We start from the raw sequence: 24,457 nt of genomic DNA, 5'->3' as shown, positions 1-24,457 counted from the left end.
TGGGAGTTCCCATGTGAGAGTAGGACATTGCTAGACTTCTCATTAAAGAAGCCCGATTCGAAAGAGTCGGGCTTTTTGCTACCTGTGACAAAATTTATTCAATTGATCTCAATCACAGTAGCGCCTATGGTAGTGTGACTAATATTTTGACAAGCCCATGTGAGAGTAGGACATTGCTAGACTTCTAATTAAAGAAGCCCGATTCGAAAGAGTCGGGCTTTTTGCTGTCTGTGACAAAATTTATTTAATTGAGTTTAATCGCAGTAGCGCCGATGGTAGTGTGACTAATATTTTGACAAGCCCATGTGAGAGTAGGACATTGCTAGACTTCTATTAAATGAAAGAATCCTGCCTTGTGCAGGATTTTTTCGTTTAGGCGTTTAAAAATACCTACTCTCACGAGAGTAGGGGAAAAGTGGTTAATAGGCAAAGCGAATAGTTTCGCTTTGACCCAATTTTTCCGTATGAGCTCTGCGAATACGCGGACCATGCTAGACTTCTAATTAGAGGTCGATGAAAACGTTCATCCATGAACATTCTCGACATTAGTGCATCCGTGCACGTCAAGCCTGATTCGAAAGAATCGGGCTTTTTGCTTTTTCTGATAAAAATTATTGGTAAAAGTTTGATAAGATCACCTGAATGAAAAAGGATTTAATACCAATTGACCCAATCAAGTATTTGGTGCTGTTGGTATAAGTTAACCATGTTGTGATTTGAAAAGAGTTAAGTAATGGCAAAGGTAAAACCGCAATTTAAATTAGCGAGTTATGGTATTTATACTCAGTGGCAAAATGATGCAAAAGAACTTCCTCAAATAAAGGAATACACGTTAGATATACCAGCTGAAGTTGACATAGAGTTTGGTTTGATACTTAACGTTAAAAAAGGTAAAGGGATCAAGTTAGACTACTGTATCTACCATCCTAATATCCCAGATGAAGATGGCAATATTATGCTGCCATTTACTGGGGATGTTTATGTCAAAAATAGTGATTGGGATTTCTTTCTGGGTGATACTATTTGGGCACCTGTTTCAAATAAAACAGGTGCTTGGCGCATAGTGATTGAATATCAGGGCAAAGTGGTTGCAGAAAAAACCTTTGATGTATCTGAAGATAATGCTGAGCCACTTGATGAATTCGCACAGCTTACCCGTAGGCATAGAAAATGATGAGCATAAAATAGCCCAGTAATTGTACTGGGCTTTTTAGCGATTAAAAATAGAGATAGTTTAGAGCGTGTTGATCTTTGTGGTATGAATTTTGTCCAATTTAAACGCTTTCTGATCGCGGCACTAACTTGAAGGCATAGTGGCTCTCGGCTTTGGTTCCAAACGTCGCCCTACCTCCTCAATCCCTTGAGTCGTACGTATAAAGTTAGTAACAAAGAGCAGGAAGCGTTTAAATGGATCCTTCGGACAGAGTTTGTTTGCCATTTCTACTGCGTTGCCCCACATGGATGTGGGGTAAGGTGACTTTGCAGGAGCATAAAGTCTTTATCACTCATTTATGTAGAATAACTACACGACAATCGCTCTGTCTTGTATAAATGGCAAATAATTCGCTGCAAAAACATACACCAAAGGTCAACACGCTCTAGTTTAAAATGAATATTTAAAGTCAATGCCTGCTTCTAATCCTCGCGTAATACGACCAAATGGCGTACCTAATATACTCGCGGTTAATCCGCCAATGCTAACTACATGCTGTTCATCCAGTAAGTTTTTCCCCCATACACCCACTTCAATGCTGTCGTTATCATTTGCCCAAGATATACGGGCATTTAAGTTTTTAGTATCAAGGAAGTATTCAGGGATCGCTTTTTTATACTCTTCCAAGCCAACAATTTGAGCGTTAGTATTTTCTGTGAATACATAATCTAGGTGCAGGTTAGTGGTACCTATGCCAAAGTCAGGCATCCAATCAATGGTAAGGGTATAGTTTAACGCGGCATCTTCCGATTTTTCTTTTGCTTCAACTAAAGTGCCTTCACCGTTGTAGTAGCTTGGGGTAAAAGTATCCGTTGAGCGAACTTCAGATAATACGCCTAAGGTGAGACTGTCGGTAGCCATCCAGCGTAAATCTAACTCAATACCAGTAATTTCCCGATCTAAACTGATCACTAACGGCACGGCAGCAACATCATCTGGTCTTTTCGAGCTTACGCCAGTTTGTTGATTTTCTAGTTCTAAATAGTAACCACTAATGTTAGCAATAACCTGATCCCACCATATACCTTTATAACCAATTTCATAGTTTGTAGTATCTTCAGGATCAAAAGATAACGGCTGAGAACCTGGCACAGCGCCTAACGAATCAAAGCCACCTGATTTGTACCCTGTTGAATAGGATGCAAAATACATATCGGTATCGGTGGCTTGATAGCTAGTGACAAAGCGACCAGTAATTTTATCCCAACTTTCAGAGGCGCTGTAATTAACTTCCTGAAAAATAATATTTTCAATAGGAATTTGGTCGCCGCCGCTCATAGCGATTATGCTATTAACGGGAACGGTTGAAAAAGTATTTGTCGGAATATACCAAGTGAAATCTTTTTCATCTTTTGAGTAGCGTAAACCACCTATAATGTTCCACTTGTCATTAATAGCGTAATCTACGTCCGCAAAAATTCCCCAGTTAGTAAATTCACCTGTATTATTGACTGTTTCCTGCCAAAACTGACCTGCGTAGCTTGGTCCATAGAGTTCTGGAATATAGGCTGGCAAAAATTCTGGCGGTACATCTGGATTAGCAATAGCTGGCAGTTGGGTTGCGACAATGTCGTAAGTTAAATCGCCAGTTGCGGTGACAATTTCCGGTGTAAGTTCTTGTCCGGGCATACCAATAGCCGCCATAATTTGGTCAGCTAAGCCAAGTGCCGTTAACGTATTAGACCATTCATCGGGGTTCCACATGTGGTCCATTTCTTCAATGCCCATTGATTGTTTAATGGTTTGAACCGCACCAGCAAAAGTAACCCCAGGGCCAAACGCGCCTGCGGCATGTGCATCGGTATTACCGCCTAGCATATCAGCAACTTGCCCTGAGACGAGTTGGTCTATTTGGCTATTTAAATCTCCGGTTATCAAACGTGCTGCTGTATCACTGGTTAAGTTTAACTCAGACGTTTGGCTAACATCCTCTTTAGAATAGGAAAAACCCGTAACGGCGTTAATTTTGTCGCTGACATAGTTAAATTGTAGTTCGGTATAAAAAATGTCGGAATCTTCGTTATTTGAGGTATCAAAGTAGCGCGTGACATCAGACGTGCCATCTTCATCTTCACGGTTTACTGTTTGCCACTCTCGATAACTCACTAAGTACTTCATTGACCACTCATTACTAAATTCATGGTTAAACTTAGCGGTCATTCCACTCATGTCACGAGATTCAACACCATTTCTGACATCATTTTCGGCTGTGCTTCCAAGATAACTTTTACCGCCATCGTAGGCAAATTCGCTAAAGCCAATTGCCATAGGAGGAGCTTGCTCTAAATCGTCCCAATCGTATGAGAACTGTAAATTGGTCGCAGAACTAATATCCCATAAAAGAGATATACGTGCTGCACTGTGATCTCTGGCGCCTAGATCCCATACTTTACTGCCGTTATGCCAAGCAGAGTCGTCGATGTTTTTAACAAAACCATCTTGTTCATTAGTTAAGGCATTGGCGCGCACGTAGATACTGTCTGTCAGTGGAACATTAATCATACCTTCGTAACGGTGTAAATTATCAGTACCTATTGTTGCTTTTACAAAACCTTCAAAGTCAGCAAAAGGTGATTTTGGCACCATATTGACAACACCCATTGCTGCGTTTCTACCAAATAAGGTACCTTGGGGACCTTTTAATACTTCCACCCGTGCCATGTCTGAGAATACGACATTTTGCGCAGCTCTTGGCATATAAACATCATCATAGAAAGTTGCTGATGAAGGATCGCCGCCAATACTAATATTAGGACTAGAAATGCCGCGCATGGAAACACCCGCTTGGGTCATATTGCCGTCACTAAAATTAAAACCAGGAATAAACTTATCAATGTCACTCAATAATACTGAGCCGCTTTCCTCAATGGTATCTTCTGACACTGTGCCAACTGTTACTGGCACTTTGAGAATGTTTTGTACTCGCTTTTGGGCAGTTACAGTGACGACCTCAATTTCAGACTCTCGTTGTTGGTTTTCATCTTGTGCGGCGTTTAAATAGGCAGGAGTTAATGTTAATGCTGTAAGAATAGCCTGAACCAATCGTTTTTTAGGTGTTGAGATTTTTTGACCATGACCTATCGTCATTTTGCTTCCCCCGAAAATGCATATATAGAAATTTACATATCACTTGTTGTTGTATTGTTGTTATATATTTTTTATAGCTTGTTATTTTTCTAAATGTTGCATCTTCACTATAAGTAGCAAAGATGAAAATTACTTACGCAATCTTAAAAATCACTGACGGAATATTAAAATAACCTTAGTGATTTTTTAAATCTCACTGTTTTCATGATGTTAGTGAAGTAAAAATATGGGTATTTATGTTAGCTATGTCCACATTTTTTTTGTATTACTTACCTAGTTCTTCCAACCTTGATGAATAAATTGACCAGTAATGGTAAAATTTTCGTCATGTTCTTTTGTTATTCATAATGTATGGTGAGTATGTTTTATAGTCGTTTTTCATCGCCTTTTGGGGAAATATTAATTACCGCTAATGAACAAGGGGTATCATCATTAACATTTGTAAATGGTAAAAAAAAAGCAATAGTTCCGGAATCATATGTAGAGCGACCCGAAGTGTTTAGTGAGGCACATCAGCAACTAAACGAGTACTTTTGTGGTAAACGATTCAGTTTTTCATTGCCGCTTGCTGCACAAGGAACACCGTTTCAACAAAAAGTATGGCAAGCACTACAAACTATCCCTTGTGGTCAAACGCGCAGTTACGCATGGATAGCAAAAGAAATTGGCAACGCAAAAGCAGTACGAGCAGTTGGCACAGCAAATGGTGCAAACCCTATTGCACTTATTGTTCCTTGTCATCGTGTGATAGGTGCAGATGGAAAATTGACTGGCTATGCAGGTGGGTTAGCGTTAAAGGCTAAGCTTTTAATGCATGAAGGGGCGAACTTTAAACCCTAATTTAATTGAGATAATTGTTGAAAGCGGCCATCTTTTTTCATTTGTATAAGTACATTTGAAAGTTTTTTGGCCAAGTTAGGAAAGTTATTTTTGTTTAAGAATACATGTAACTTAATCTCTAGTAGCGGCGGTTGATGAATTATAATGTCTGAGAGTAGCGGGGATTTTGAAGATAAATAGTCTGTTGCTGTTTCTCTGCTAGCAATTGTGATATCTGCTCGGTCAATGCTAATTAACTGCAAAGATTGCTCAAAACTTCCTACTTCAATATAGCTTTTAAATTTGTCTTTGTTTGTTTCGATTAAGTGTGTGCCACGCTCGTAGGAAATAATATATTGCTTCATACTTTGCCAACCGTCTACCTTGACCTGTTGCTTACCGATAACCGATTGGTCTATTACAAATAGCGGCTCATCTACTCGCGCTAAATTGTTGTATAGGTGTAGATCTAAACTACTAACCCTAAATAAGCTGCCGTCGACTGAGCCATTATTTGCTGAAACCAAACTTCGTTTATTGGGCAAATCAGCAATTTTTAACTGATAACCTAACTCTGAAAAGGCCACAGATAAAATACGTTGTGCTTTTTGATAAAGCGCAGTGTCTTTAGTATTGGTTGACCCTAAGGTGATTGTATTTTTGACAGCGGTTGTGTGCGCCATCGACGTTTGCGTAGTGACGAGTAATAAAAAAAACAGTGGCAGTTTAAACATTAACTAGAGTGTATCCGCTAATCGGCTAGGTGAAATAACGCATAATTTCAACGTATTATCGTTATAATAACTTATCTTAAAGGAAAAGGTTACGTTGACTATTTAGCAAGTGAACCAGAGTGAGGAAAGCTTTAGGTCATGTTTCGACCTAAAGCTAGCGTCGTTATAATGATTACTCAATCGTCCATACTACGTGTTTTTCTTTACCGTCTCGTAAGTACTGAAACATGACTTCATCACCCTTTTTATATTCAGAGATGCGTTTGCGTAGTTTGTTTAACGCTTCTAAATCTTTTATTGGGTGGCCACCGATACTTAAAATAATATCGCCACCAAGTAATACCGGTGAACGGCCCAGCGTGATGCTTACGTTTCCACCTCTAAAACCAAGTTTATGAGCAAGCGTGCCAGGAATAACTTGCTGAATTAACATGCCATAGCCAAATGGGTTGTTTAACGAATAAGCAATTTTTTCGCTAAGTAGAAGGGGAATAAAGCCTGAAAAGCTTACTGGTTCATTGGCAATTACGTCATGAATGGTATCAATAGACACGACAAAACCTAACCCGTTACTACCACCTGTTTTGGATAAAATATGGCTAACAATGCCAATAATTTCACCGTCAAGATTGAACATAGGTCCGCCGGAGTTTCCTTGATTAATTGATGCGTCAGTTTGTAAAAAACGCGGCACTATGGTTGTGCCAGGTATTTGTTCTTTATCGCGTACACCACTTAAATAACCTACTGATAAACTATGGCTTACACCATACGGAGCGCCGATAACGACAATTCGTTCACCTATTTGATAGTCGCTTTTATTTGCAAGCTTTAATGTTTTGGCTGAACTAGGAACCTTGGCTGCTTGGATCATTGCTAGATCTATAATTGAGTCTATCCAAACCACATGACCTGATGTTTTTGTACCATCATTAAAGATAACTTCGATATCCGTAGCGCGGTCAATAACATGTGCCGCAGTGAGAATACGCCCCTTTTCACTGACTAATGCGCCTGAGCCTAACGAGCGAGCTAAGCTTGCTTTATAAGCTACTTGGCCTGGTTGTGGCTCAGCCAAAGCTTTTACATGTAACTCAACCACGCCAGGGTTAACTGCTTTGAATAGTTTTTGCACTGTATTCTCTGCCATAACCGGCTGCGTTATGGTAAGTGCTAACAATATTAGTGCTAGGCTTGAACGAACTATTCTGTACATAGGTTTCCCTTTATTAGATTAACACACAGATTATTACCTGCGTTTACAGAAATTTTACTGAATGTTGCTCGATAAAGCAGCTTTTATTTAATGTTAGTACCAATTAAGTGGGATAATTGGTATAAAGCGTGAAAAGAAATGATTGAGAATAAATGTGTTAGTTATTCAGGTATTTGCTGTATTAATACTCGTGTGGTTTGCGTGGCAACTATATCGAGCCAAACAATTTACCAAATTTAAAAACGACTTAACTCATCAAGTACAACCGCAAGTGGTTAACAGCCTAATTGTTGAGCTTGAAGAAAATCGCAGTGAGATGTTTCCTAATAATGAAGCCCACCAAGAAGCGGCAATTTATTATTGGACGCAATACCGTGTACGAATATTACAATTTGCGCTAGAAAAGGAATTATTAACAAAAGAAGGTTTAGTGCGGGATAAAAAATGGCGCCATTGCCAACATTTGTTTCATGTTGAAAAGCAATATTTAGCGCCAAGTCGTGTTGAGCCGATAGCTAAAGAGTAAAAACTAGTCAATTCTTTTAAATTGCAGATCCCACACGCCGTGACCTAAACGTTGGCCGCGGTTTTCAAACTTAGTTAGCGGACGGTTATCAGGTCGAGGAACATAGTCATTTGTTGTCGAAAGATTTTCATAACCAGGGGCTGATGTCATATCTTCTAACATGCACTCAGCATAGTTTTCCCAATCGGTTGCCATGTGAAAAACACCGCCAACTTTTAATTTTTGGCGAATACTTTCAACAAATTCAGGTTGCACAATGCGGCGTTTGTGGTGTTTTTTCTTGTGCCAAGGATCAGGGAAAAACAGTTGAACCGTAGTTAAGCTGCCGTCAGCAATACAGTCAGCTAAAATTTCAATTGCGTCATGCTCATACACTTTTAAGTTAGTTACCTCGGCTTCTTGCGCCGAAGCAATGCAAGCACCAACGCCAGGTTTATGCACTTCAATACCAATATAATTAAGCTCAGGGGCATTCTTAGCCATTTCAACTAACGACTTCCCCATGCCAAAACCAATTTCTAACACAACCGGGTTGGTATTACCAAAAAGTGCTTCAGCATCAATCATACCGTCACTATGGTTTAAACCCATTGTCTGCCAGTGTTCTTCTAAGGCACGCGCTTGTGCATTGGTTAAGCGGCCTTCACGTTTTACAAAGCTGCGAACTTTACGAATATACTTACCTTCTTGTTCAGCTTGTTCAATGGTTTTATGTGTTCTTTCGGTCATAGTGTTTTCACTTGGTATAACAATTATGTGCTTAATTTTAGGGCGCGTATTATCGGGCTTTATCAATACAAACTCAAATAATACGCTAATAAAGTGTGATAAATTTTAATTTCTGATGGATGGATAAAGTACTACACCACACTTTTTGTGCTATTTCATGGTTCAATTTGAAATATAGTGTTTATTCAGCCCACCAAACATCGTATAACTCGCTAACCGCTACGGCACTTGCGCCATTGTCGGTTAACCAAGTTTCTACCGTTTTTTGATGTTCTGGCGTACATTTACCAATTTTTTGTGTGCAGATAAGGCCGTGCCATAAGGTGTCGCCTTCGCCGCCAAAACCTAAACCATGTGGTTGAATAACTTCAGCAAAGAATTTATCTAAAAAGCTATCAACTTCTTGGTCGTTTGAATCTTTTGGTAATTGCCACGCAATATCAAAACCAAGCTCTTGAAATTCGTCTACACGTAACTTTTTACGTAAACGGCGTGTTCTATTTTTAGCTTGTGCTTTCATGATGTATTCTTCTTCAAATTGATGATGCCGAGAGCATAGAGGTTATTTTTTTAATTTTCCAGACAAGTGATGTTTTTTTTCGATACAATTTGCCAATGAATAAAAATAATACTCAAGCTGTAACAATCAGCAAAGCTTCGGCTAATAAATTTGCACACCAAGTGTTAGCTTGGTATCAAGAGCAAGGCAGAAAAACCTTACCTTGGCAACAAAACAAAACCCCTTACCGAGTCTGGATTTCAGAAATTATGTTGCAACAAACGCAAGTTGCTACTGTTATTCCTTACTATCAACGTTTTATGGCGAGCTTTCCAACCATCGCAGCTTTAGCTTCCGCCGATGAAGACAAGGTGCTGCACCACTGGACTGGGCTAGGTTATTACGCCAGAGCACGAAACTTACATAAAGCGGCAAAGCAAATTGTAGAATTACACCAAGGCAAGTTTCCACAAACACTAAATGAAACCATAGACCTACCCGGCATTGGTCGCTCAACCGCAGGGGCAATTTTAAGTTTATCGCTAAATAAACACCATGCCATATTAGATGGCAATGTAAAAAGGGTACTTGCGCGTTGTTATACGATTGAAGGGCATAATGCGCAGGCAAAATTTGAGCAACAATTGTGGCCTATCGCTGACGCATTAACACCAAAAGAGGGCGTCGCACAATATAACCAAGCGATGATGGATTTAGGCGCTATGGTATGTACACGCAGTAAACCTGATTGTGACAATTGCCCATTAAGCTCAGGCTGTTTGGCTAAAGCTGGTGATTTGCAAAGCGCCTTTCCACAAAAGAAGCCTAAAAAACAAACACCGGTTAAAAATACCATTATGGTGATCCCTAGAGTAAACAATAAAGTATTAATGGAGAAGCGACCACCAAGTGGCATATGGGGTGGTTTGTGGTGTTTTTATGAAATAACAGCGGCGACGCAACTGAATGACTTTTTAACATCACAAGGTTTAAAGGCAGTCGAGCAATTCTCATTGCCAGCATTTCGCCATACTTTTAGCCATTTTCATTTAGATATAGAAACAATCGTTGTTGATTGTCGGCAACTAAAAGTAGAAGAAGTTAACGAAAAAACACCACAACAGTGGTATGATTTATCGAAACAATCGTCGGTCGGATTAGCGGCTTCGACACAAAAGTTAATATCACTATTATAGCTACATTAAATTAGCTACAGTAAATAAAGAGTAATTAGAGAATCATTATGAGTAGAACAGTTTTTTGTCAAAACCTTAAAAAAGAAGCTGAAGGTTTAGGCTTTCAATTATACCCAGGCGAATTAGGCAAACGTATTTTTGATAATATTTCTCAAGAAGCTTGGACTAACTGGCAAAAAAAACAAACCATGTTAATTAATGAGAAAAAAATGAACATGATGAACCCAGATGACCGTGCTTTTTTAGAAAATGCGATGACTGCCTATTTATTTGAAGGCAAAGAGCCAGAGATTGAAGGTTATACGCCAGAGAAAAAATAATCGCCTTTTAGCGTATCACTGCTAAAAAACTGTCGTTCTCGCTTGCTATTTCTACAATAAGAAGAAAAAAGCAACAAACAAACATTTTTTTGAAAAAAGTAGTTGACGTTGAATTCGAAAAACAGTTTAATAGCGCCCGTCTTCAAGGCACAGCCGAAAAGACAAAGAATAAAGAGACGCCTTGATAGCTCAGTCGGTAGAGCAGAGGATTGAAAATCCTCGTGTCCCTGGTTCGATTCCGGGTCAAGGCACCATTCTTTATTACCAAATTTGAATTTGTGTTTAAGTGATTAAACATTAATTCGGTGCCAAGATAATTAGTAGTCTACTATTAGTTATCGCACACAGTTTTGTGTGCCGACTTAGCTCAGTTGGTAGAGCAACTGACTTGTAATCAGTAGGTCGCCAGTTCGACTCCGGCAGTCGGCACCATTCTTTCGTAGGAAGCATCAAGCCCTAACTTCGGTTAGGGCTTTTTTGTATCTGTTTACCAATAAATCATTGGCTAAATTCTTAATCAATTTCCACTTACACCATTATTTTCTCAAACCTCCTACTGTTCTTGGTGTATACATCAGACTTTGTTATCTATTTCGTGTTATTGATAGGCACAATATCCAAATCATATTAGGAAATGATCGAAGATTATAGACAGGAGAATATTGCAGTTTTTATCAGTGCTCTTAATTAGGCAAACCATTTGTAATGAACTTTCTTATCCTTATAGATTTTCATACTGTATATCAAAAAGCTTAAAATCCGTATTAATGATAGATATCTATCGAGTCCTGCTTTGTTATTAATAAAAAACAAATTTGACTAATAAAGTGTGATAGTTTGTTAGCAACTGTGCTATTTTTCATCACCTAGTTAACGCTAAATTATATAAATATTATTCACGACTTTATAAACCATTCAAATGAGCCAATCCATGATAAGAATAATCGGTAGATCTTTGCTATTTCTAGCACTTTGTTTACAAGTAGGGTGTAACTCTTCAACTGACAATGAAGATGTACAAACGGCTAATTCATCAGCAAGTAAAGCTAACGACAGCTCAAAAGGTCATACACATGGTGCTGGTTACAAGCATCACTTAAATAAAGTTATTGGTCTTTCGCCACAAGCTTCCCATGAAAAAATGGTAGTGCAAGACGGCTTCATAACAGAACTTGTTGCTCATGAACCAGCAGTCGAAGAACCGGTATTGATGACCTTTGATGGTAAAGGGCGAATGTATGTCGCTGAAATGCTAACTTATATGCAAGATGCTGATGGTACAGGGCAAATGAATCCTGTAAGTCGTATTAAGCGCCTTGAAGATACCGACAACGATGGTGTGGTAGATAGCTATACGGTGTTTGCTGAAAATTTACTGTTACCTCGTATGATTTTGCCACTTGAAGATGGAAAAATACTAGCCCGAGAAACCAACACCTTTGATCTATTATTGATCGAAGATTTAGATGGTGACGGTATTTCTGATAAACGAACCACCATTTTTGAAGGAGGCCCACGCGGCGGGAATTTAGAACACCAACCGAGTGGCTTAATTTGGGGAATTGATAACTGGCTATATGTTACCTACACCAACCAACGTTATCGTATAAAAAATGGCAAAGTAACACGTCAGGAAATACTGTTTGGCGGAGGGCAATGGGGCCTTGGGCAAGATGAAGCTGGACGCTTTTACTATTCTTCTGCTGGTGGAGAGAACCCAGTATTTGGTTTTCAGTTCCCGAGTGTTTACGGGATAATTCCTATTAATGGTGAAACAACTGAAGGGTTTAACGAAGTGTTTCCGATTGAAACAATTCCTGATGTACAAGGTGGCTCTAAGCGTTTAAGGGAAGATAATACCCTCAATCACATTACGGGCATTGCCGGCCAAAATATTTACTTAGGCGATAAACTGCCTGAGCTTTATGGAGACTATATTGCACCTGAACCTGTTGGTAACTTAATTCGCCGTGCCCAAGTAGTGCGTAAAGACGGTTATACCACTATCAGCCACCCTTATCAGGCACAGCGTAAAGAGTTTATTGCATCAACCGATACCGCATTTCGCCCTGTTTGGAGTGAAACAGGTCCAGACGGTACGCTGTACATTGTTGATATGTACCGCGGGATTATTCAGGAAGGAAACTGGACTAAAGAAGGTTCCTTCCTTAGAAAAGTCATCGATAAATTTGGCTTGGCCGACATCATTGGTGGAGGTCGAATTTACCGAATTACTAAACCAGAGGTTGAGTTAGGTGAAAAGCCAAACATGTACGCTGAAACACCCATTGAATTAACCAAACATTTGTCACATGCAAATCATTGGTGGCGTATTAATGCGCAAAAATTCATTGTGCTTTCTCAAGACAAATCAGTAGTGCCTGAACTTAAAAACATAGTTAAAAACCACAAAAATAGTCATGCACGTTTACATGCTTTATGGACGTTAGAGGGTTTAGGTATCATCGATAAAGACTTATTATTGTCAGCTTTTTCAGATGTTGACAGTAACGTTCGCACCGCAGCCTTAAGAATATCGGAACAGTTAGTCAGTAACTCAGACAAAAGCATTATTGACGTTTGGCAATCACTACTCTCAAAAGCCGATATTGAACTAACGCAGCAAATATTCTTATCTACTTTCTATGTTAATACGCCAACAGCACAACAAAACAAAATCCGTAATCAAATTCTGGCTAAATATCCTGAGCATAAAAGCATAAACGCGATGAATAAGGCGATTACCTATCAAATAGCAGAAAAAGAAAAATCTGCTGCTTTAGCTAAAGGTAATAAAGCGTTGGCGCTGTCGTTAAAACGTGGCATGCAAAACTACAATTCATTATGTGCAAGCTGTCATGGAAAAGATGGTAAAGGCACACCCGCAGGTGATCAGTTAATTGCACCATCATTTCATGATAATGCGCGTGTTAATGGCAGTTTAGCGAGTCTTGGTAGCATTGTTTTACATGGTTTAACGGGGCCTATTGAAGAAGAAAAATATGTTGGTGGAATAATGGCTTCAATCGCATCAAATAATGACCAATGGATAGCTGATGTACTCACGTATATTCGAAATAGTTTTAATAACGAAGCTTCCATGGTTACCGCTAATCACATTAAAACATTAAAGTCTTTAAGCAACAGAAATACTCCGTGGACAATAAGTGAATTAAACCAAACCTACGGGAATGAATTAACCAATAAGACTGAATGGAAATTTAGCGCTAGCCATAACCCCAAAAATTTCGACGCTTTAATAGACGGAAAAACAGATTGGGCTAAATGGGGAAGTGAAAGCTTACAAGAAATAGGTATGTGGTTGCAGGTAGAATTGCCCAATGTTTATCAAATTTCACAAGTTGTGATGGAGTGTAATAAGTGGAAGCATCACTGCGCCAACGCTTTCGATTTAACATTTTCTATTGACGGAAAAAATTGGAAAACCGTTGATTCAAATATTGAAAAGAGTGCAACCCGAGTAAGTGAAACACTTGGTCAAAAAGCTAAGTTTATTAAGTTCACTCTCAAAAATGGCAGTTCTAAAGTGGCTTGGGCAGTTACTGAATTGAAAATATTTGGCAGTCCAATAAACTAACCTTATGTATATAAAAGCATTTCAGGGTAGAGCATCATCACCATCAAGAAGTGCCTTGTTTAAATTTAAAACGTTGTTTAATGGTTGAAAAAACGTCAATGCCAAGCTAGTACTTGGCATTGTTGTCTATAATGAGTAAATGAATTTCTTAATGCATCTTAACGCGAATATACTTTAACATTCAGTTAAATAAACGCAGGGATCACTACCTCAGAAATTTTATTCATAATAGTATCGTCTCGGTCATGGCCAGTAATAGCAATAACTAAGTTGAGCGCTTTAACTACGATGATACGTTGTCCGCCGCCGCCCCAAGCGAAGCTTACATCATAGCTTTTATCATTAATGTTAACTGGGGTGTGATACCAAAAATAACCGTATTGATAGTCTTTTGGCATCCAGTCTTCTGTTGGTTTTACTATGCCAGTGGTTGCCTTGGCTAAATAGTCCGCTGAAATAAAGGGCTGGCCTTGCCACTTACCGTTGTTCGCAACAATAAACCCTAATTTGAGCATATCACGCGAGGTTAAACTCGCGCGTGAGCCCGCTTGTGGTAAGCCGCTTATGTGGGTTTGCCATCGATAGTTGCTAATATTGAGCTTATCTAAAAGCTCTGTTTTAATGAAATCTTCAGCTGTTGTTGGTACTACTGCGTCGATCACTGTCATCACTAACATCGGATTAAAATTACCGTATTTGTAGTGTTGCGAGTCATTGGAAATCGCTAAACTCTGCTCAAGTAGGGTTTGTACTAACCCTTGACCTTGCAGTGATGCTGGCGTTTTTTCAATTTCTTGCCACTTTTCCCTGTCAATGGTTAAGCCGCCTTGCATAGTAAGCGCTTTATGCAAGGTAATTTTATCGGCGCCTTTGGCTAAGGTTGATTTATCTAGATCTTTTAAAAAACTGATCAGCGGTTTATTTAAGTCATCCATGGTTAAATACCCTAGCTGTATAGCACGGCCAACAATTAAACTGGTTAAGCCTTTGGTTGCTGAAGCTTGTGGGTGAGCAAGGTTATATCGGCCTTTTTGGTGATAGCTTTCAAAGACCAATGTATTGTTATGCGCGATCATTAAGCTGTCGTACTTGCCATATTTCCCTTCGCCTATCTCTTTTGCTAGTTGCACAATTGCCGTGGTTTTATCTTTTGCTAATGCTAACTTGCCTGCGTTGAGCAAAGTATCGTTAGACGTTGGCGCGGTATCGATAAAGGCGCGGGGTAAAGCCGGAATATCACGAAGCGAACTCACTGCTTGAGTAGGCGTGCCCTTTGGTGCTTGCTTAGCCGCGTACTTTTTTAGATGTTCAGGCTTTAGTTGCTCAATAACTTTTGCATCAACCCAAAATGTATCAACCTCGCGCCCTGCAACATTGCGATTAAAGAATAGGTATTTTCCATCAGGCGATACCTGTGCCGCAAATTCCGAGCTTGGTGTATTAATTTCCTCGCCAAACTTAATCGCTTCCCCCCAGGTGCCATCACGCTCTTTAAAACTGATGAATAAATCTGGGTGCTGCATACCAATGCCACGCTGCCCATCCCAAATAACATAGCTTTCATCAGGGGCAATAAAAGGGTGTGCATTCCACTTACCGGTATTTATTTGCTTGGGAAAAGGTTTTGGCGCTAAATATTTACCATTTTTCAAGGTTGAATAACGCAATAAGCCTTCACCATCTTTTACCGCTTCATCAAATGCCAAAGTACCGTTAAATGAAGAAGTCACCCGCATGATGCGAAACGGTTCAAAATCAGGCCCTAACCTTTTAATTTCTGACCAACCCTTTTGAGTACGTTGTTTATAACCACGTCCCAAAAACATGGTGTTATTGTCAGTTGATAAGGTTGGTGTGCCCACTCTTGGTGAATCTACTCGCTTAACCCAATTCTCTTCTTGTTTTTCAAATACGACAAGCTGGGCTTTTGCATCTTCATTCGTGCCGACTTCTTTAAGATAATACATTTCATTCATGCTTGGCGAAAATACAACGCCGTATTCCCAGCCTGGTGTTGAAATAATGCCTGGCGCAAAAACTTCAGGGATAAGCCCAGGCGTTTTTTGCCCAAGATACGGGCCTTTTGAAATAGTTTTATGCTCGCCCGTTTCCGCCATGACTTTGCTACTAATACTCGCTAACAAAGCAAGCATTAGCATGCTTTTAATATTCACATTCATTGTTGTTCACCCTCGTTCATTTTTTAGTTTTTGACCTATGAAATATGTTGATAACTTGCCAGAACTTGAGCTGATGTACTTGAATAAAACCTGACGTTTAGCTGATTTCTCAGTATTCAGCTTTATTTCGAGGGTAAGAGCGCGGTAAGATTCGTTCTTCTAGAGCTAAAGGACTTTCTTATATATGACCAAACAATTTTGGGTGAATAACTACTATATTGATGTCAATCGCAATCAAATACAGCATCAACAACAAGCGACATCAATACCACCTAAAGTACTAAAAGTTTTAGAAGTTTTGGCCTCTCGTGCGGGTGAGGTTGTTAGCCATGAAGAACTGATGGATCTCGTCTGGGAAAACAGTATTGTTGGCCCAAATACTTTGCAGCGAGCAATTGCCAACTTGCGCAAAGCCTTTGGTGATGACAGTAAAAAACAGATCTTTATCAAAACCCATGCTAAAAAAGGTTACAGCCTAGAAGCCAATGTTCGTTGGGAAGATAACGGCACTGAAAAAATAGCGACTATTGAGCCAAACCTGCATCAAGAACAAACTCCAACTCATAAAACAAAAACAAAAACGAAAACGCGCACGATATTTTCGGCAATTATTGCTAGTGTATTGGCTATTGCTTTCTTGAGCATTGTTTTATGGCCGTCAGAAACACCTTTGTTTGATCAAGTGACCCCATTAACAGCAAGTGACGAGCAAGAATTTAATGCCTCTTATTCGCCTGACGGAAAATACTTAGTATTTAACCGTTTTGTAGGTCAGTGTGAAAGCCATTTGTGGGCAAAAGATTTAAATAACAACCAAGAAGAACGTTTAAGCATTGTGCCGGGCCATTACAGCCAACTAACTTGGTCGTCAGACGGTTCACAATTAGCCTTTGTCTTGCAGTCTGATTGTTCTGCTAAACCCGAACAAGGTCAGCAATGTTGGCAGTTACAAACCCTAGATTTTGCCCAAGCGTGGCATGGCAATGCCAAAAATACACTTCGTTATGACTGTGCCGAGATTAAAACCACACAGCCAACTTGGTTAAACGACGGACGAATTGCCTTGCTTCAATACCCGCAACTTGAAAGCAATCAAGCAGAGTTGATGATTTATGATGCCATTGCTAATACCCTGACCAAAGTGCCACATGAACATGCAGGTCATATATATTCTCTGGATTATTCACCGCAAACGGGTTTACTTGCCACGGTGTCAGCAGAAAAAAATAAGGTCGATGTATTAAGAATATTAACCCTGGCGGGCGAGGTACAAAATGAGTCAAAAATTATACGCGATCCAAACCACTCGGTGTATGCCCGTTTTCCCATTAAGTTTTCTGCTGACGGCAAACATTTTCTCACCAATGTTGACGGAAAAGTTTATCGACTCGATTTTGATGGCACTTTGCAATTAATGCATTCGCCTAACCGCTCAGGCATGTGGGCACCGAGTTATCACCCAAGTCAAACCAAGTTTGCGGTAACCTTAGGCAGTAAAGACTTTGATATAGGTTATTTAAATACAGAACAAGCATCAGCTGAGCTAGAAGTGATATCTCGTTCAACCGGTGTTGATGTTAATGCCAAGTTTCAGCCTAATGGCGCGTTAATCGCTTTTGTCTCGTTGCGCTCTGGCACACGTCAGCTGTGGTTGCATGACAACGGGAAAACCTATCAGCTGACTAAATTTCCTCAAGGGCTTAAAAGCACTCGATACGATTGGTCACCCGATGGCAGTGCATTAGTGGTGAATGTTAAAAACCAAGTAACGATAGTGAAACTAGACGGCAGTTATCAAACACTTGAAACTCCGATAGCGGTTAAATTAGTTATGCCATGGACACATCAAAACAAGTTGCTGATCACCGACATTCAAGCGGGTAAAGCGCAATTATTTAGTGTTGATATAGACACCGGCTCAACCACCAACTTAAACATTGAACATGTTCTATGGTCTGCTTACATTAACGATGAACAGCTCGTTTATTTAGATAACAAAAATAACTTTTGGCGTTATGAAAGTGAAAGCGCGCGACCAATCTCGATGTTAAACAATAAACTACTTGGCGATTATGTATTACCCAAAAATAACGCTTTGTATGGCATTAACTCGCAAGCACAATTGTGGAAATTCGACCTAGAAACTAATACCTTACAGACGATAGCAACATTAGATAAAAACATTACCTACGTAAGTGATATTAAAAATGAGCAAATGCTTGCTACCAAATTTATTGGCGGCAGAAGAGAGCTGGTGGAATTTAGTCAAAACTAGCGGCTGAGTATTATTGATTAAAAGAGTATTTGCAGCGAGTTGAATCAAGGCTTTGACTTTATTATTTAAATAAATGTTTATAAGTAGGCATAAAAAAACACCAATCATCACAATTGGTGTTTTTATTTTATTCGTTTAAGAAGTTTTTAGTTTTATTTTTTTCGTTTTACTTTTTCAGTTTACGTGAAGCTAAGCCTAAAATACCTAAAGCAAAAATAGCTAACGTAGAAGGTTCTGGAACCGGTTGAGAAGGAGCGGCTGCCTGAAAAATTACTGTATCATTTTCACCAAAACCAAGGTCTCTAGAGCCCGCAACAAAGTTACTTACAAGATTTCCTGCAGAGGCGAAAGTTAAAGAGCCTGAAATGGTTTGCCCTGCATAGTTTCCTGGCATATAAATCCAAAGACCGTTACCAGATATGCCAAATGAATCGCCTAACAATACACCGTTGTAATGCGAAGGACCTGTATACCAGTTGTGCCCTAGGCCAGAATTTGGCCAATACAGGTCAACCAGTCCATCTAGGGCATGCATTCCGTTACCAGTTTGTATAATTTTAGTGTTAGCATCGAATTGGGAAATTCCATTAGCTGTTTCCCAACCGTCGATGAATCCATTCCAAGTTATGACTAAGTCTCCGCCATCGTCCTCCCAATCAACTATTAGGTTAGCTTGGGTTGATGCTGTAAATAAAAAACTAGCCAAAAGAGCTAAAATACTTGTTTTTGGAGATTTCATTTGTTGTTCCTTTTTTAATGCTTAGTTACTAATTTTGGAGAGGTCAGTCATAAGTTTATAAAGTCTATTAATCTTTATGGAGTAAGCATAAAACATACCAAACATAAAAAAATCTATTTATTCAGTTTATTAGCTGTTGGTATTTGATTTGTTACTCTGATTTTGTAAAGTTTTTTGACATAAATATAGTTAATCAGTTGTGTAGACAATATGTTTAGCGTGGTTAATTTATTTGATTGCTAATTATTAGTCACAGGTATATTTTAATTAACAAGGACAAATAGTTAACATAAAGCATAGGGAATATGATCGTTAAACGTCAAACTCATCACCAGTGTTTAAATCGTAAAGCAGCTTTTTGGCTTTTGATAAAGACTTGTGAGTAATTTATGAAATTTCAGCCCCGAACGTTCACTACCAATACCTTACTTAAAACGCAGTTTGATATATTGTTCGCCAATAGTTGGTGGTTGATCATTGGTCAATTCCTAATCTCTACTGCTATGCTCGGCTGGCTTTGGAATCAGCTAGATCATCTCTTACTGATGCTGTGGTATGGCTGCACCTTTATTCCGCCTTTATTTCGAGCGTATTTAACTAGCCAATATAATCGTCAGCAACAGAAAAACTTGAGGTTTTTGAAAATAAGCTATTTGGGCGGCAGTGTCGTTTATGGCTTTATTTGGGGGGCTTTGGTTTTTATTAATTTAACGCCACTGAGTTTTTATTTTGTTTTATTTGTTTTAGCGGGCCTCATGGTTGTTACTATAGGATCTAGCTCTACCTATTTACCTGCAGTTATCTCTTTTATTTTTCCTCTTGGTTTTTGTGCATCAACTAAAGCCTTGTATTTAGCTATTTCTTATCCGGCAGAAGGTTGGTTTACCACCTTTCTTTTTATTTTTTTAGCGTTTGTCGTTATGCTCATCTCCACTCGCAGTCTTAATCGCAGTATTGTTGCTGGTTTGCAGTTGCGATTTGAAAACAGTGAATTAGTTAAATCGTTACTTGAACAAAAAGCACAAGTTGAAATTGCAAAAGAAATTGCTGAAAAGGCGAACAAAGACAAGTCTCGTTTTTTGGCGGCAGCCAGTCACGATTTACGCCAACCTTTGCATGCGATGAGTTTGCTGCTTGATGCCATTCGCTATTGTGATGAAAAACAGCAACGTTTAGGCTTGTATGAAAAGCTTGAGCAGTCTGTTCATTCGCTTGGTGAGCTGTTTAATGCCTTATTAGATATCTCTAAAATAGATGCTAATACTATAGATGTTCAACCAACGGCCTTTTATGTTTCTGACATATTTGAAAAAGTAGTACATGAATTTGAGCTAGAAGCAAAGCACAAACAGCTGAACTTGTCTTTTCGCTCTTCAAATATCGTGGTTAACACTGATCCATTGTGGCTTGAGCGAGTTCTTCGTAATTTAGTCAGCAACGCGATTCGTTATACCGACCAAGGCAAAATTTTACTAGCATGTCGTCGCAGTGGAGGTAACTGCTTAATTCAAGTATGGGATAGTGGAAAAGGCATAGAGAAAAGTAAACAAGAGCTTATTTTTCAAGAGTTTGTTCAGCTACATAATCCAGAGCGTAATCGAAATAAAGGATTGGGGTTAGGCTTAGCGATAGTTAAACGATTATGTGATTTGCTTAATTATCAAATAAAGCTGCGCTCTGTTGAAAACAAAGGGTCGGTATTTTCGTTAACATTACCGATAAGTAATTTGAAGGTAACAAAGCAACAAGAAAACACCTTGTTACCGAGCCAAACCCAATTGTTAGATAAACATATTTTAATCATTGAAGACGATGAAGATGTATTGACCGCGATGACAGTTATGCTTGAAAAATGGGGCTGTCAGGTAATTGCGGCTAATAGCGCTTTAACGGCCATTGAAGCATTAGATAGCAGCGATAACTTTCCGGCATTGATAATTTCAGATTTTAGGCTTGCAAAACATCGAACGGGCTTGGAAGCAATATCGGCTATTAATCAGAGGTATCAAAAAACAATACCCGCTATTTTAATTACTGGCGAGACAGAAAAGGCAATCATTGAAGAAATTAGCCAAAGCCATTACAAAGTGCTACACAAGCCAATTAAACCGGCAAAATTACGTGTGCTGATGAATCATATGCTCAACCATTAATCCTTTAATCTACTAGTCCTCTTTTTTTGGCAATTGTTACGCACTCAGTGCGATTTTCTGCCCCTAATACATTAAATATTGCTGCAATATGAGACTTTACTGTGTGCTCGGTTCGATGAAGTATCGTGGCTATTTTTTTGTTGGAAAAGCCTTTGGCAAGTAGTACTAAAATTTCAAACTGTTTGTGACTAAGGCCCGATTTATTTATGGCTGACTGTGTATGTGTTGCCGCGTCTCGTGCAACTTGTCGACTTAACAGTTGTTGAATATTTGAGGGAATATAAATTTCTCCTTCGAGTACTGTTTTAACGCCATTCAGGATTTGCTCAGTAGTAAAGCTTTTCGGAATAAAGCCCATTGCGCCCCAATTCAATGCTTGCTGAATCAAGCCAACTTGCTCTTCTGACGACACAATGATCACAGGAATACATAAATCGTCAGCATGAAAGCGCTGCAATAATGACAAACCGTCAATGTTGGGCATGTTTAAGTCTAAAATCACAATATCAAAATCGATGCCGCTACTAAGTTGTTCAAGTGCACATATCGCTGATGTTGCACTATGAAGTACAACTTTTTCGGCTAATTGTTTTAGCAGTTGGCTAATACCATCGATAAATAGCGGGTGATCATCAATGATTAATATATTCACAAATCGCCTCTGTTGTTACTTGTTAATAAACACTATAAACAGTTCTTGGCGCATCAGCCAACTTACCTCAAAGAACTGATTCATTTTCATACTTTTGGGTGAAGACGCACTAGCTGTTTATTAATAAAGTAGTGTGACTTACATCACAAGGACAATCTTATTATGGAAGATAAAATACTTTTCATTTTAAGGCACTTAATTACGGCATTTGCCATTGTTATTAGTGTTTTTTACTCACAAAGCCATGCAGCAATTATTACCGACCGCATGGAATTTACGACCTTAAATCAGAATATGTGGAAACAAGGCAGACACGCTAGCTGGCGCACTGAACATGAATTAGTGACGCGTTGGGGCACCTATCAAGGTGGCGAAGCCGAATCGATTAATTTCGGGAGCATATCTGGCAGCAAAGATACCTGTATTGGCGGAAGGATAATGGGGCATTGTGTTGGCCTTGATAATGTTGACACCCGGACGGGAGCTGAAGTGGGAGTTGCTACCTCCGGACAAGTGGGGTTAAAGCTAAATGCACAAGCCTCTGGCGGCAGTATCGATGTGTTTTTACCTGTTGCCACCACAATTGATATTGGCGATGTATCGGCTGCTAACCAAATGTTTAGTATTGGTACTGGCGTAAATATCGAAAATTCAGCAGCGATAACGGCTAATGCACCTAGTTTTAGTGCCAGTTTAAATGGCATACTCGACCTTGACGTTTCTATGTCGGCAGTTGCTTGTGCGACTTTTGTTGGCTGTGGCGGCAGCACCAGTAATATTGGTGTACACGCGGGCGAATTTAACTTATTTGGTATAGATCTTAATCGCGATAAACCTTTTGATGTTTTTGGCCACGAGTTACCAATTAAGGTGTTTGATAAACCGAAAAATATCCATATGCCGACAAAGTCTAATCCAGATGGTGTTGATGACGAAGCTACGCCGCAAAACCCAGCTGATCCTTCACCTATCATTGGTGATGTTACTTTTCATACTTTAACAGACCAATCTGGTGGTGAAATTACCGGCAACGGCTTGTCGTTGCAAACCAATCAAAATCTTTTAGATGCAGGCATAAGTTTAACTGGCTTACTTGAAGCTTGGTACGGTTCTCCTGGCTTATTACATAATGAAATTAAAGAAAAGGTAGGCCCTACTGAAGCCAAAATTGAATATAACATTCTCGATCTTCAGGTTGGCCCAACACTGGGCATGCAACAAGAATTTAATATCGATCCTAATGCAACTGTGCGTTTAGAGTTTGATCAACCTATCACAAGAATGGTAACTCAGATCGTTGAAAAAACAGCGGCTGAATGTGGCTTTTTATTACAAAATTGTCCAGATATCGCGTATTTCACAAATACATGTAACTTCTTTGGCATTTGTGAACGAACTTATCATGTTCGAGAACTGGTCGAAGAAACATACGACGATGGTATTTTTGATATGGCATTAGGGGAAAGTGCAGATTTTTTCTTTAATGACCAAGTAGGCCAGTTAATTAACCGTACTTATTTTCTTGATGATCCTTTATTTCACAATAATACCGCAGCAACGATAGACCCTTTTATTGAACTTAAAATGGGTTGTATGAAAATTACGGTAATCTTCACTGCATTTAACGAGTGCATGGTGGAAGAAAGTGCACAGACCAATGGGCTCGTAAGTGCCAGCTTATATAATAGGTCTTGGCAAATGGCTGGTTTTCAAGAATACAGCTTCGCAAGCAATATTATTGATAATCCGCCCGTAGGGGTGGCCGAGCCAAAAAGCGTGTATTTAATGCTACTCGCTGTGTTGGTGTTTATTGTTCGCGCAACTCGTTATCAAATCTAATTGTAGGGTATTCACATGACAAGTCTTTTTAAACCCAAACCTAGTAACTATCTAAAAGCTAGTGTGCAATTTTTAGCACTTGCTGTATTTTCGATAACGTTTACTGCACAAATGGCTAACGCATCTAGCACCGAAACACAGGAAGAAAATCGCTCGTCATTTTCATTTCAATCTAGCCGCCAAGATATTCAATTGCAGTTAGATAAATACCAAATTGGCACTGCGCAAATAAAGCAGTTCTATGCACAGCATCCTGCACTCTTTAGCGAACGATATTTATATACCTTGCAAGAGTTGACGGTGCAAGGAACGGATCAGCAAATAGCACAGGTGCTGTCTTACTACCAGGGTGTTAATACCTTGGGTGAATTGAGTGATTGGTTAATTCAACAAAACATTGTTCATAAGCCGTCAATTGTCAATTTAGCGGCTGAAAATATTCCCGCAGACATTTTATCTACAATTGCTTCGATGGAGCCAAATCAAGTGATTGAAATCAAAAATGACAATTCACTTTCTTTTATTCAGATGGTTAATAAGGTTGCACAACCTAAATCGTTAACGCAAGCCTCGTCGGTTATTAAGCTACATTTGCTCAATACCGCCATGAATCAATAGCAATATAAATCAACAGTGCAATTAATCAATAATGAATGAACAATAAAAAAACACCAATCATCAC

18 protein-coding genes and 2 tRNA genes are annotated in these 24,457 nt (G+C 39.2%); 12 read left to right on the top strand and 8 right to left on the bottom strand.

Annotated elements, in window-relative coordinates; genetic code table 11:
* Positions 1 to 733: 733 nt before the first annotated feature.
* A complete protein-coding gene (locus ACRRSQ_RS11020; RefSeq protein WP_440875785.1) occupies positions 734 to 1,174 on the top strand; it encodes a DUF3859 domain-containing protein in 441 nt (146 codons plus the stop codon).
* Positions 1,175 to 1,603: 429 nt separating this feature from the next.
* Here ACRRSQ_RS11020 and ACRRSQ_RS11015 read toward each other — a convergent pair whose 3' ends face one another.
* Positions 1,604 to 4,300, bottom strand: coding sequence for a TonB-dependent receptor (locus ACRRSQ_RS11015; protein WP_440875784.1), 2,697 nt, complete (start codon positions 4,298 to 4,300; stop codon positions 1,604 to 1,606).
* A gap of 360 nt (positions 4,301 to 4,660) precedes the next feature.
* On the opposite strand from ACRRSQ_RS11015, the gene ACRRSQ_RS11010 reads away from it, so the two are divergent.
* Positions 4,661 to 5,140, top strand: coding sequence for a methylated-DNA--[protein]-cysteine S-methyltransferase (locus ACRRSQ_RS11010; protein ID WP_440875783.1), 480 nt, complete (start codon positions 4,661 to 4,663; stop codon positions 5,138 to 5,140).
* On the opposite strand, the gene ACRRSQ_RS11005 is transcribed toward ACRRSQ_RS11010, so the two are convergent.
* Together ACRRSQ_RS11005 and ACRRSQ_RS11000 are read right to left on the bottom strand one after the other, a co-directional pair.
* Positions 5,137 to 5,853, bottom strand: a complete 717-nt coding sequence (locus tag ACRRSQ_RS11005) for a substrate-binding periplasmic protein (RefSeq protein ID WP_440875782.1) — start codon at positions 5,851 to 5,853, stop codon at positions 5,137 to 5,139. The two genes, ACRRSQ_RS11010 and ACRRSQ_RS11005, sit on opposite strands and share 4 nt — an antisense overlap.
* 172 nt (positions 5,854 to 6,025) lie before the next feature.
* Positions 6,026 to 7,069, bottom strand: coding sequence for a S1C family serine protease (locus ACRRSQ_RS11000; RefSeq protein ID WP_440875781.1), 1,044 nt, complete (start codon positions 7,067 to 7,069; stop codon positions 6,026 to 6,028).
* A gap of 154 nt (positions 7,070 to 7,223) precedes the next feature.
* Here ACRRSQ_RS11000 and ACRRSQ_RS10995 point away from each other — a divergent pair, with 154 nt between their 5' ends.
* Complete coding sequence (locus ACRRSQ_RS10995; protein ID WP_440875780.1) at positions 7,224 to 7,595, top strand: hypothetical protein; 372 nt, start codon at positions 7,224 to 7,226, stop codon at positions 7,593 to 7,595.
* A gap of 3 nt (positions 7,596 to 7,598) precedes the next feature.
* Here the strand turns inward: ACRRSQ_RS10995 and trmB are convergent, their stop codons facing one another.
* Positions 7,599 to 8,324 carry a tRNA (guanosine(46)-N7)-methyltransferase TrmB gene (gene trmB, locus ACRRSQ_RS10990; protein ID WP_440875779.1) on the bottom strand — a complete coding sequence of 242 codons (726 nt, stop codon included), beginning with the start codon at positions 8,322 to 8,324 and terminating at the stop codon, positions 7,599 to 7,601.
* Positions 8,325 to 8,505: 181 nt separating this feature from the next.
* Complete coding sequence (locus tag ACRRSQ_RS10985; protein WP_440875778.1) at positions 8,506 to 8,844, bottom strand: 50S ribosome-binding protein YggL; 339 nt, start codon at positions 8,842 to 8,844, stop codon at positions 8,506 to 8,508.
* A 95-nt stretch (positions 8,845 to 8,939) separates the two neighbouring features.
* Here ACRRSQ_RS10985 and mutY point away from each other — a divergent pair, with 95 nt between their 5' ends.
* The 5 genes from mutY (at position 8,940) to ACRRSQ_RS10960 (ending at position 13,937) form a co-directional block, all read left to right on the top strand.
* Positions 8,940 to 10,019: an A/G-specific adenine glycosylase gene (mutY, locus tag ACRRSQ_RS10980; protein ID WP_440875777.1), complete on the top strand. Its 1,080-nt coding sequence runs from the start codon at positions 8,940 to 8,942 to the stop codon at positions 10,017 to 10,019.
* A gap of 47 nt (positions 10,020 to 10,066) precedes the next feature.
* Entirely contained in the window at positions 10,067 to 10,339 is a 273-nt protein-coding gene (locus ACRRSQ_RS10975) for an oxidative damage protection protein (RefSeq protein WP_440875776.1), read from the top strand.
* A gap of 178 nt (positions 10,340 to 10,517) precedes the next feature.
* Positions 10,518 to 10,593: transfer RNA gene (locus tag ACRRSQ_RS10970), tRNA-Phe, on the top strand.
* A gap of 102 nt (positions 10,594 to 10,695) precedes the next feature.
* Positions 10,696 to 10,771 (top strand) — tRNA-Thr (locus ACRRSQ_RS10965).
* Positions 10,772 to 11,270: 499 nt separating this feature from the next.
* Positions 11,271 to 13,937, top strand: a complete 2,667-nt coding sequence (locus ACRRSQ_RS10960; protein ID WP_440875775.1) for a DUF7133 domain-containing protein — start codon at positions 11,271 to 11,273, stop codon at positions 13,935 to 13,937.
* Between the two features lie 185 nt (positions 13,938 to 14,122).
* On the opposite strand, the gene ACRRSQ_RS10955 is transcribed toward ACRRSQ_RS10960, so the two are convergent.
* A complete protein-coding gene (locus ACRRSQ_RS10955; protein WP_440875774.1) occupies positions 14,123 to 16,117 on the bottom strand; it encodes a serine hydrolase in 1,995 nt (664 codons plus the stop codon).
* A gap of 184 nt (positions 16,118 to 16,301) precedes the next feature.
* On the opposite strand from ACRRSQ_RS10955, the gene ACRRSQ_RS10950 reads away from it, so the two are divergent.
* The gene (locus tag ACRRSQ_RS10950) at positions 16,302 to 18,392 is read left to right on the top strand and encodes a winged helix-turn-helix domain-containing protein (RefSeq protein ID WP_440875773.1); all 2,091 of its coding nucleotides are present in this window, start codon (positions 16,302 to 16,304) and stop codon (positions 18,390 to 18,392) included.
* A gap of 166 nt (positions 18,393 to 18,558) precedes the next feature.
* On the opposite strand, the gene ACRRSQ_RS10945 is transcribed toward ACRRSQ_RS10950, so the two are convergent.
* Positions 18,559 to 19,131, bottom strand: a complete 573-nt coding sequence (locus tag ACRRSQ_RS10945) for a PEP-CTERM sorting domain-containing protein (protein ID WP_440875772.1) — start codon at positions 19,129 to 19,131, stop codon at positions 18,559 to 18,561.
* 389 nt (positions 19,132 to 19,520) lie between these two features.
* On the opposite strand from ACRRSQ_RS10945, the gene ACRRSQ_RS10940 reads away from it, so the two are divergent.
* Positions 19,521 to 21,284, top strand: a complete 1,764-nt coding sequence (locus tag ACRRSQ_RS10940) for an ATP-binding response regulator (RefSeq protein WP_440875771.1) — start codon at positions 19,521 to 19,523, stop codon at positions 21,282 to 21,284.
* Positions 21,285 to 21,288: 4 nt separating this feature from the next.
* Here the strand turns inward: ACRRSQ_RS10940 and ACRRSQ_RS10935 are convergent, their stop codons facing one another.
* Positions 21,289 to 21,936, bottom strand: a complete 648-nt coding sequence (locus ACRRSQ_RS10935; protein WP_440875770.1) for a response regulator — start codon at positions 21,934 to 21,936, stop codon at positions 21,289 to 21,291.
* Between the two features lie 162 nt (positions 21,937 to 22,098).
* On the opposite strand from ACRRSQ_RS10935, the gene ACRRSQ_RS10930 reads away from it, so the two are divergent.
* Together ACRRSQ_RS10930 and ACRRSQ_RS10925 are read left to right on the top strand one after the other, a co-directional pair.
* The gene (locus tag ACRRSQ_RS10930; RefSeq protein ID WP_440875769.1) at positions 22,099 to 23,775 is read left to right on the top strand and encodes a hypothetical protein; all 1,677 of its coding nucleotides are present in this window, start codon (positions 22,099 to 22,101) and stop codon (positions 23,773 to 23,775) included.
* 15 nt (positions 23,776 to 23,790) lie between these two features.
* A complete protein-coding gene (locus ACRRSQ_RS10925; RefSeq protein WP_440875768.1) occupies positions 23,791 to 24,393 on the top strand; it encodes a peptidyl-prolyl cis-trans isomerase in 603 nt (200 codons plus the stop codon).
* Positions 24,394 to 24,457: the final 64 nt, after the last annotated feature.

It is taken from the genome of Thalassotalea sp. PLHSN55 (assembly GCF_052030545.1).
Taxonomy (GTDB): Bacteria; Pseudomonadota; Gammaproteobacteria; order Enterobacterales; family Alteromonadaceae; genus CANMXU01.
This window is presented reverse-complemented; position numbering and strand designations above follow the sequence as displayed.

Coding starts and splice junctions, on each gene's coding strand:
- ACRRSQ_RS11020 (WP_440875785.1), top strand. CDS start 734: ATGGCAAAGGTAAAACCGCAATTTAAATTAGCGAGTTATGGTATTTAT.
- ACRRSQ_RS11015 (WP_440875784.1), bottom strand. CDS start 4,300: ATGACGATAGGTCATGGTCAAAAAATCTCAACACCTAAAAAACGATTG.
- ACRRSQ_RS11010 (WP_440875783.1), top strand. CDS start 4,661: ATGTTTTATAGTCGTTTTTCATCGCCTTTTGGGGAAATATTAATTACC.
- ACRRSQ_RS11005 (WP_440875782.1), bottom strand. CDS start 5,853: ATGTTTAAACTGCCACTGTTTTTTTTATTACTCGTCACTACGCAAACG.
- ACRRSQ_RS11000 (WP_440875781.1), bottom strand. CDS start 7,069: ATGTACAGAATAGTTCGTTCAAGCCTAGCACTAATATTGTTAGCACTT.
- trmB (WP_440875779.1), bottom strand. CDS start 8,324: ATGACCGAAAGAACACATAAAACCATTGAACAAGCTGAACAAGAAGGT.
- ACRRSQ_RS10985 (WP_440875778.1), bottom strand. CDS start 8,844: ATGAAAGCACAAGCTAAAAATAGAACACGCCGTTTACGTAAAAAGTTA.
- mutY (WP_440875777.1), top strand. CDS start 8,940: ATGAATAAAAATAATACTCAAGCTGTAACAATCAGCAAAGCTTCGGCT.
- ACRRSQ_RS10975 (WP_440875776.1), top strand. CDS start 10,067: ATGAGTAGAACAGTTTTTTGTCAAAACCTTAAAAAAGAAGCTGAAGGT.
- ACRRSQ_RS10960 (WP_440875775.1), top strand. CDS start 11,271: ATGATAAGAATAATCGGTAGATCTTTGCTATTTCTAGCACTTTGTTTA.
- ACRRSQ_RS10955 (WP_440875774.1), bottom strand. CDS start 16,117: ATGAATGTGAATATTAAAAGCATGCTAATGCTTGCTTTGTTAGCGAGT.
- ACRRSQ_RS10950 (WP_440875773.1), top strand. CDS start 16,302: ATGACCAAACAATTTTGGGTGAATAACTACTATATTGATGTCAATCGC.
- ACRRSQ_RS10945 (WP_440875772.1), bottom strand. CDS start 19,131: ATGAAATCTCCAAAAACAAGTATTTTAGCTCTTTTGGCTAGTTTTTTA.
- ACRRSQ_RS10940 (WP_440875771.1), top strand. CDS start 19,521: ATGAAATTTCAGCCCCGAACGTTCACTACCAATACCTTACTTAAAACG.
- ACRRSQ_RS10930 (WP_440875769.1), top strand. CDS start 22,099: ATGGAAGATAAAATACTTTTCATTTTAAGGCACTTAATTACGGCATTT.
- ACRRSQ_RS10925 (WP_440875768.1), top strand. CDS start 23,791: ATGACAAGTCTTTTTAAACCCAAACCTAGTAACTATCTAAAAGCTAGT.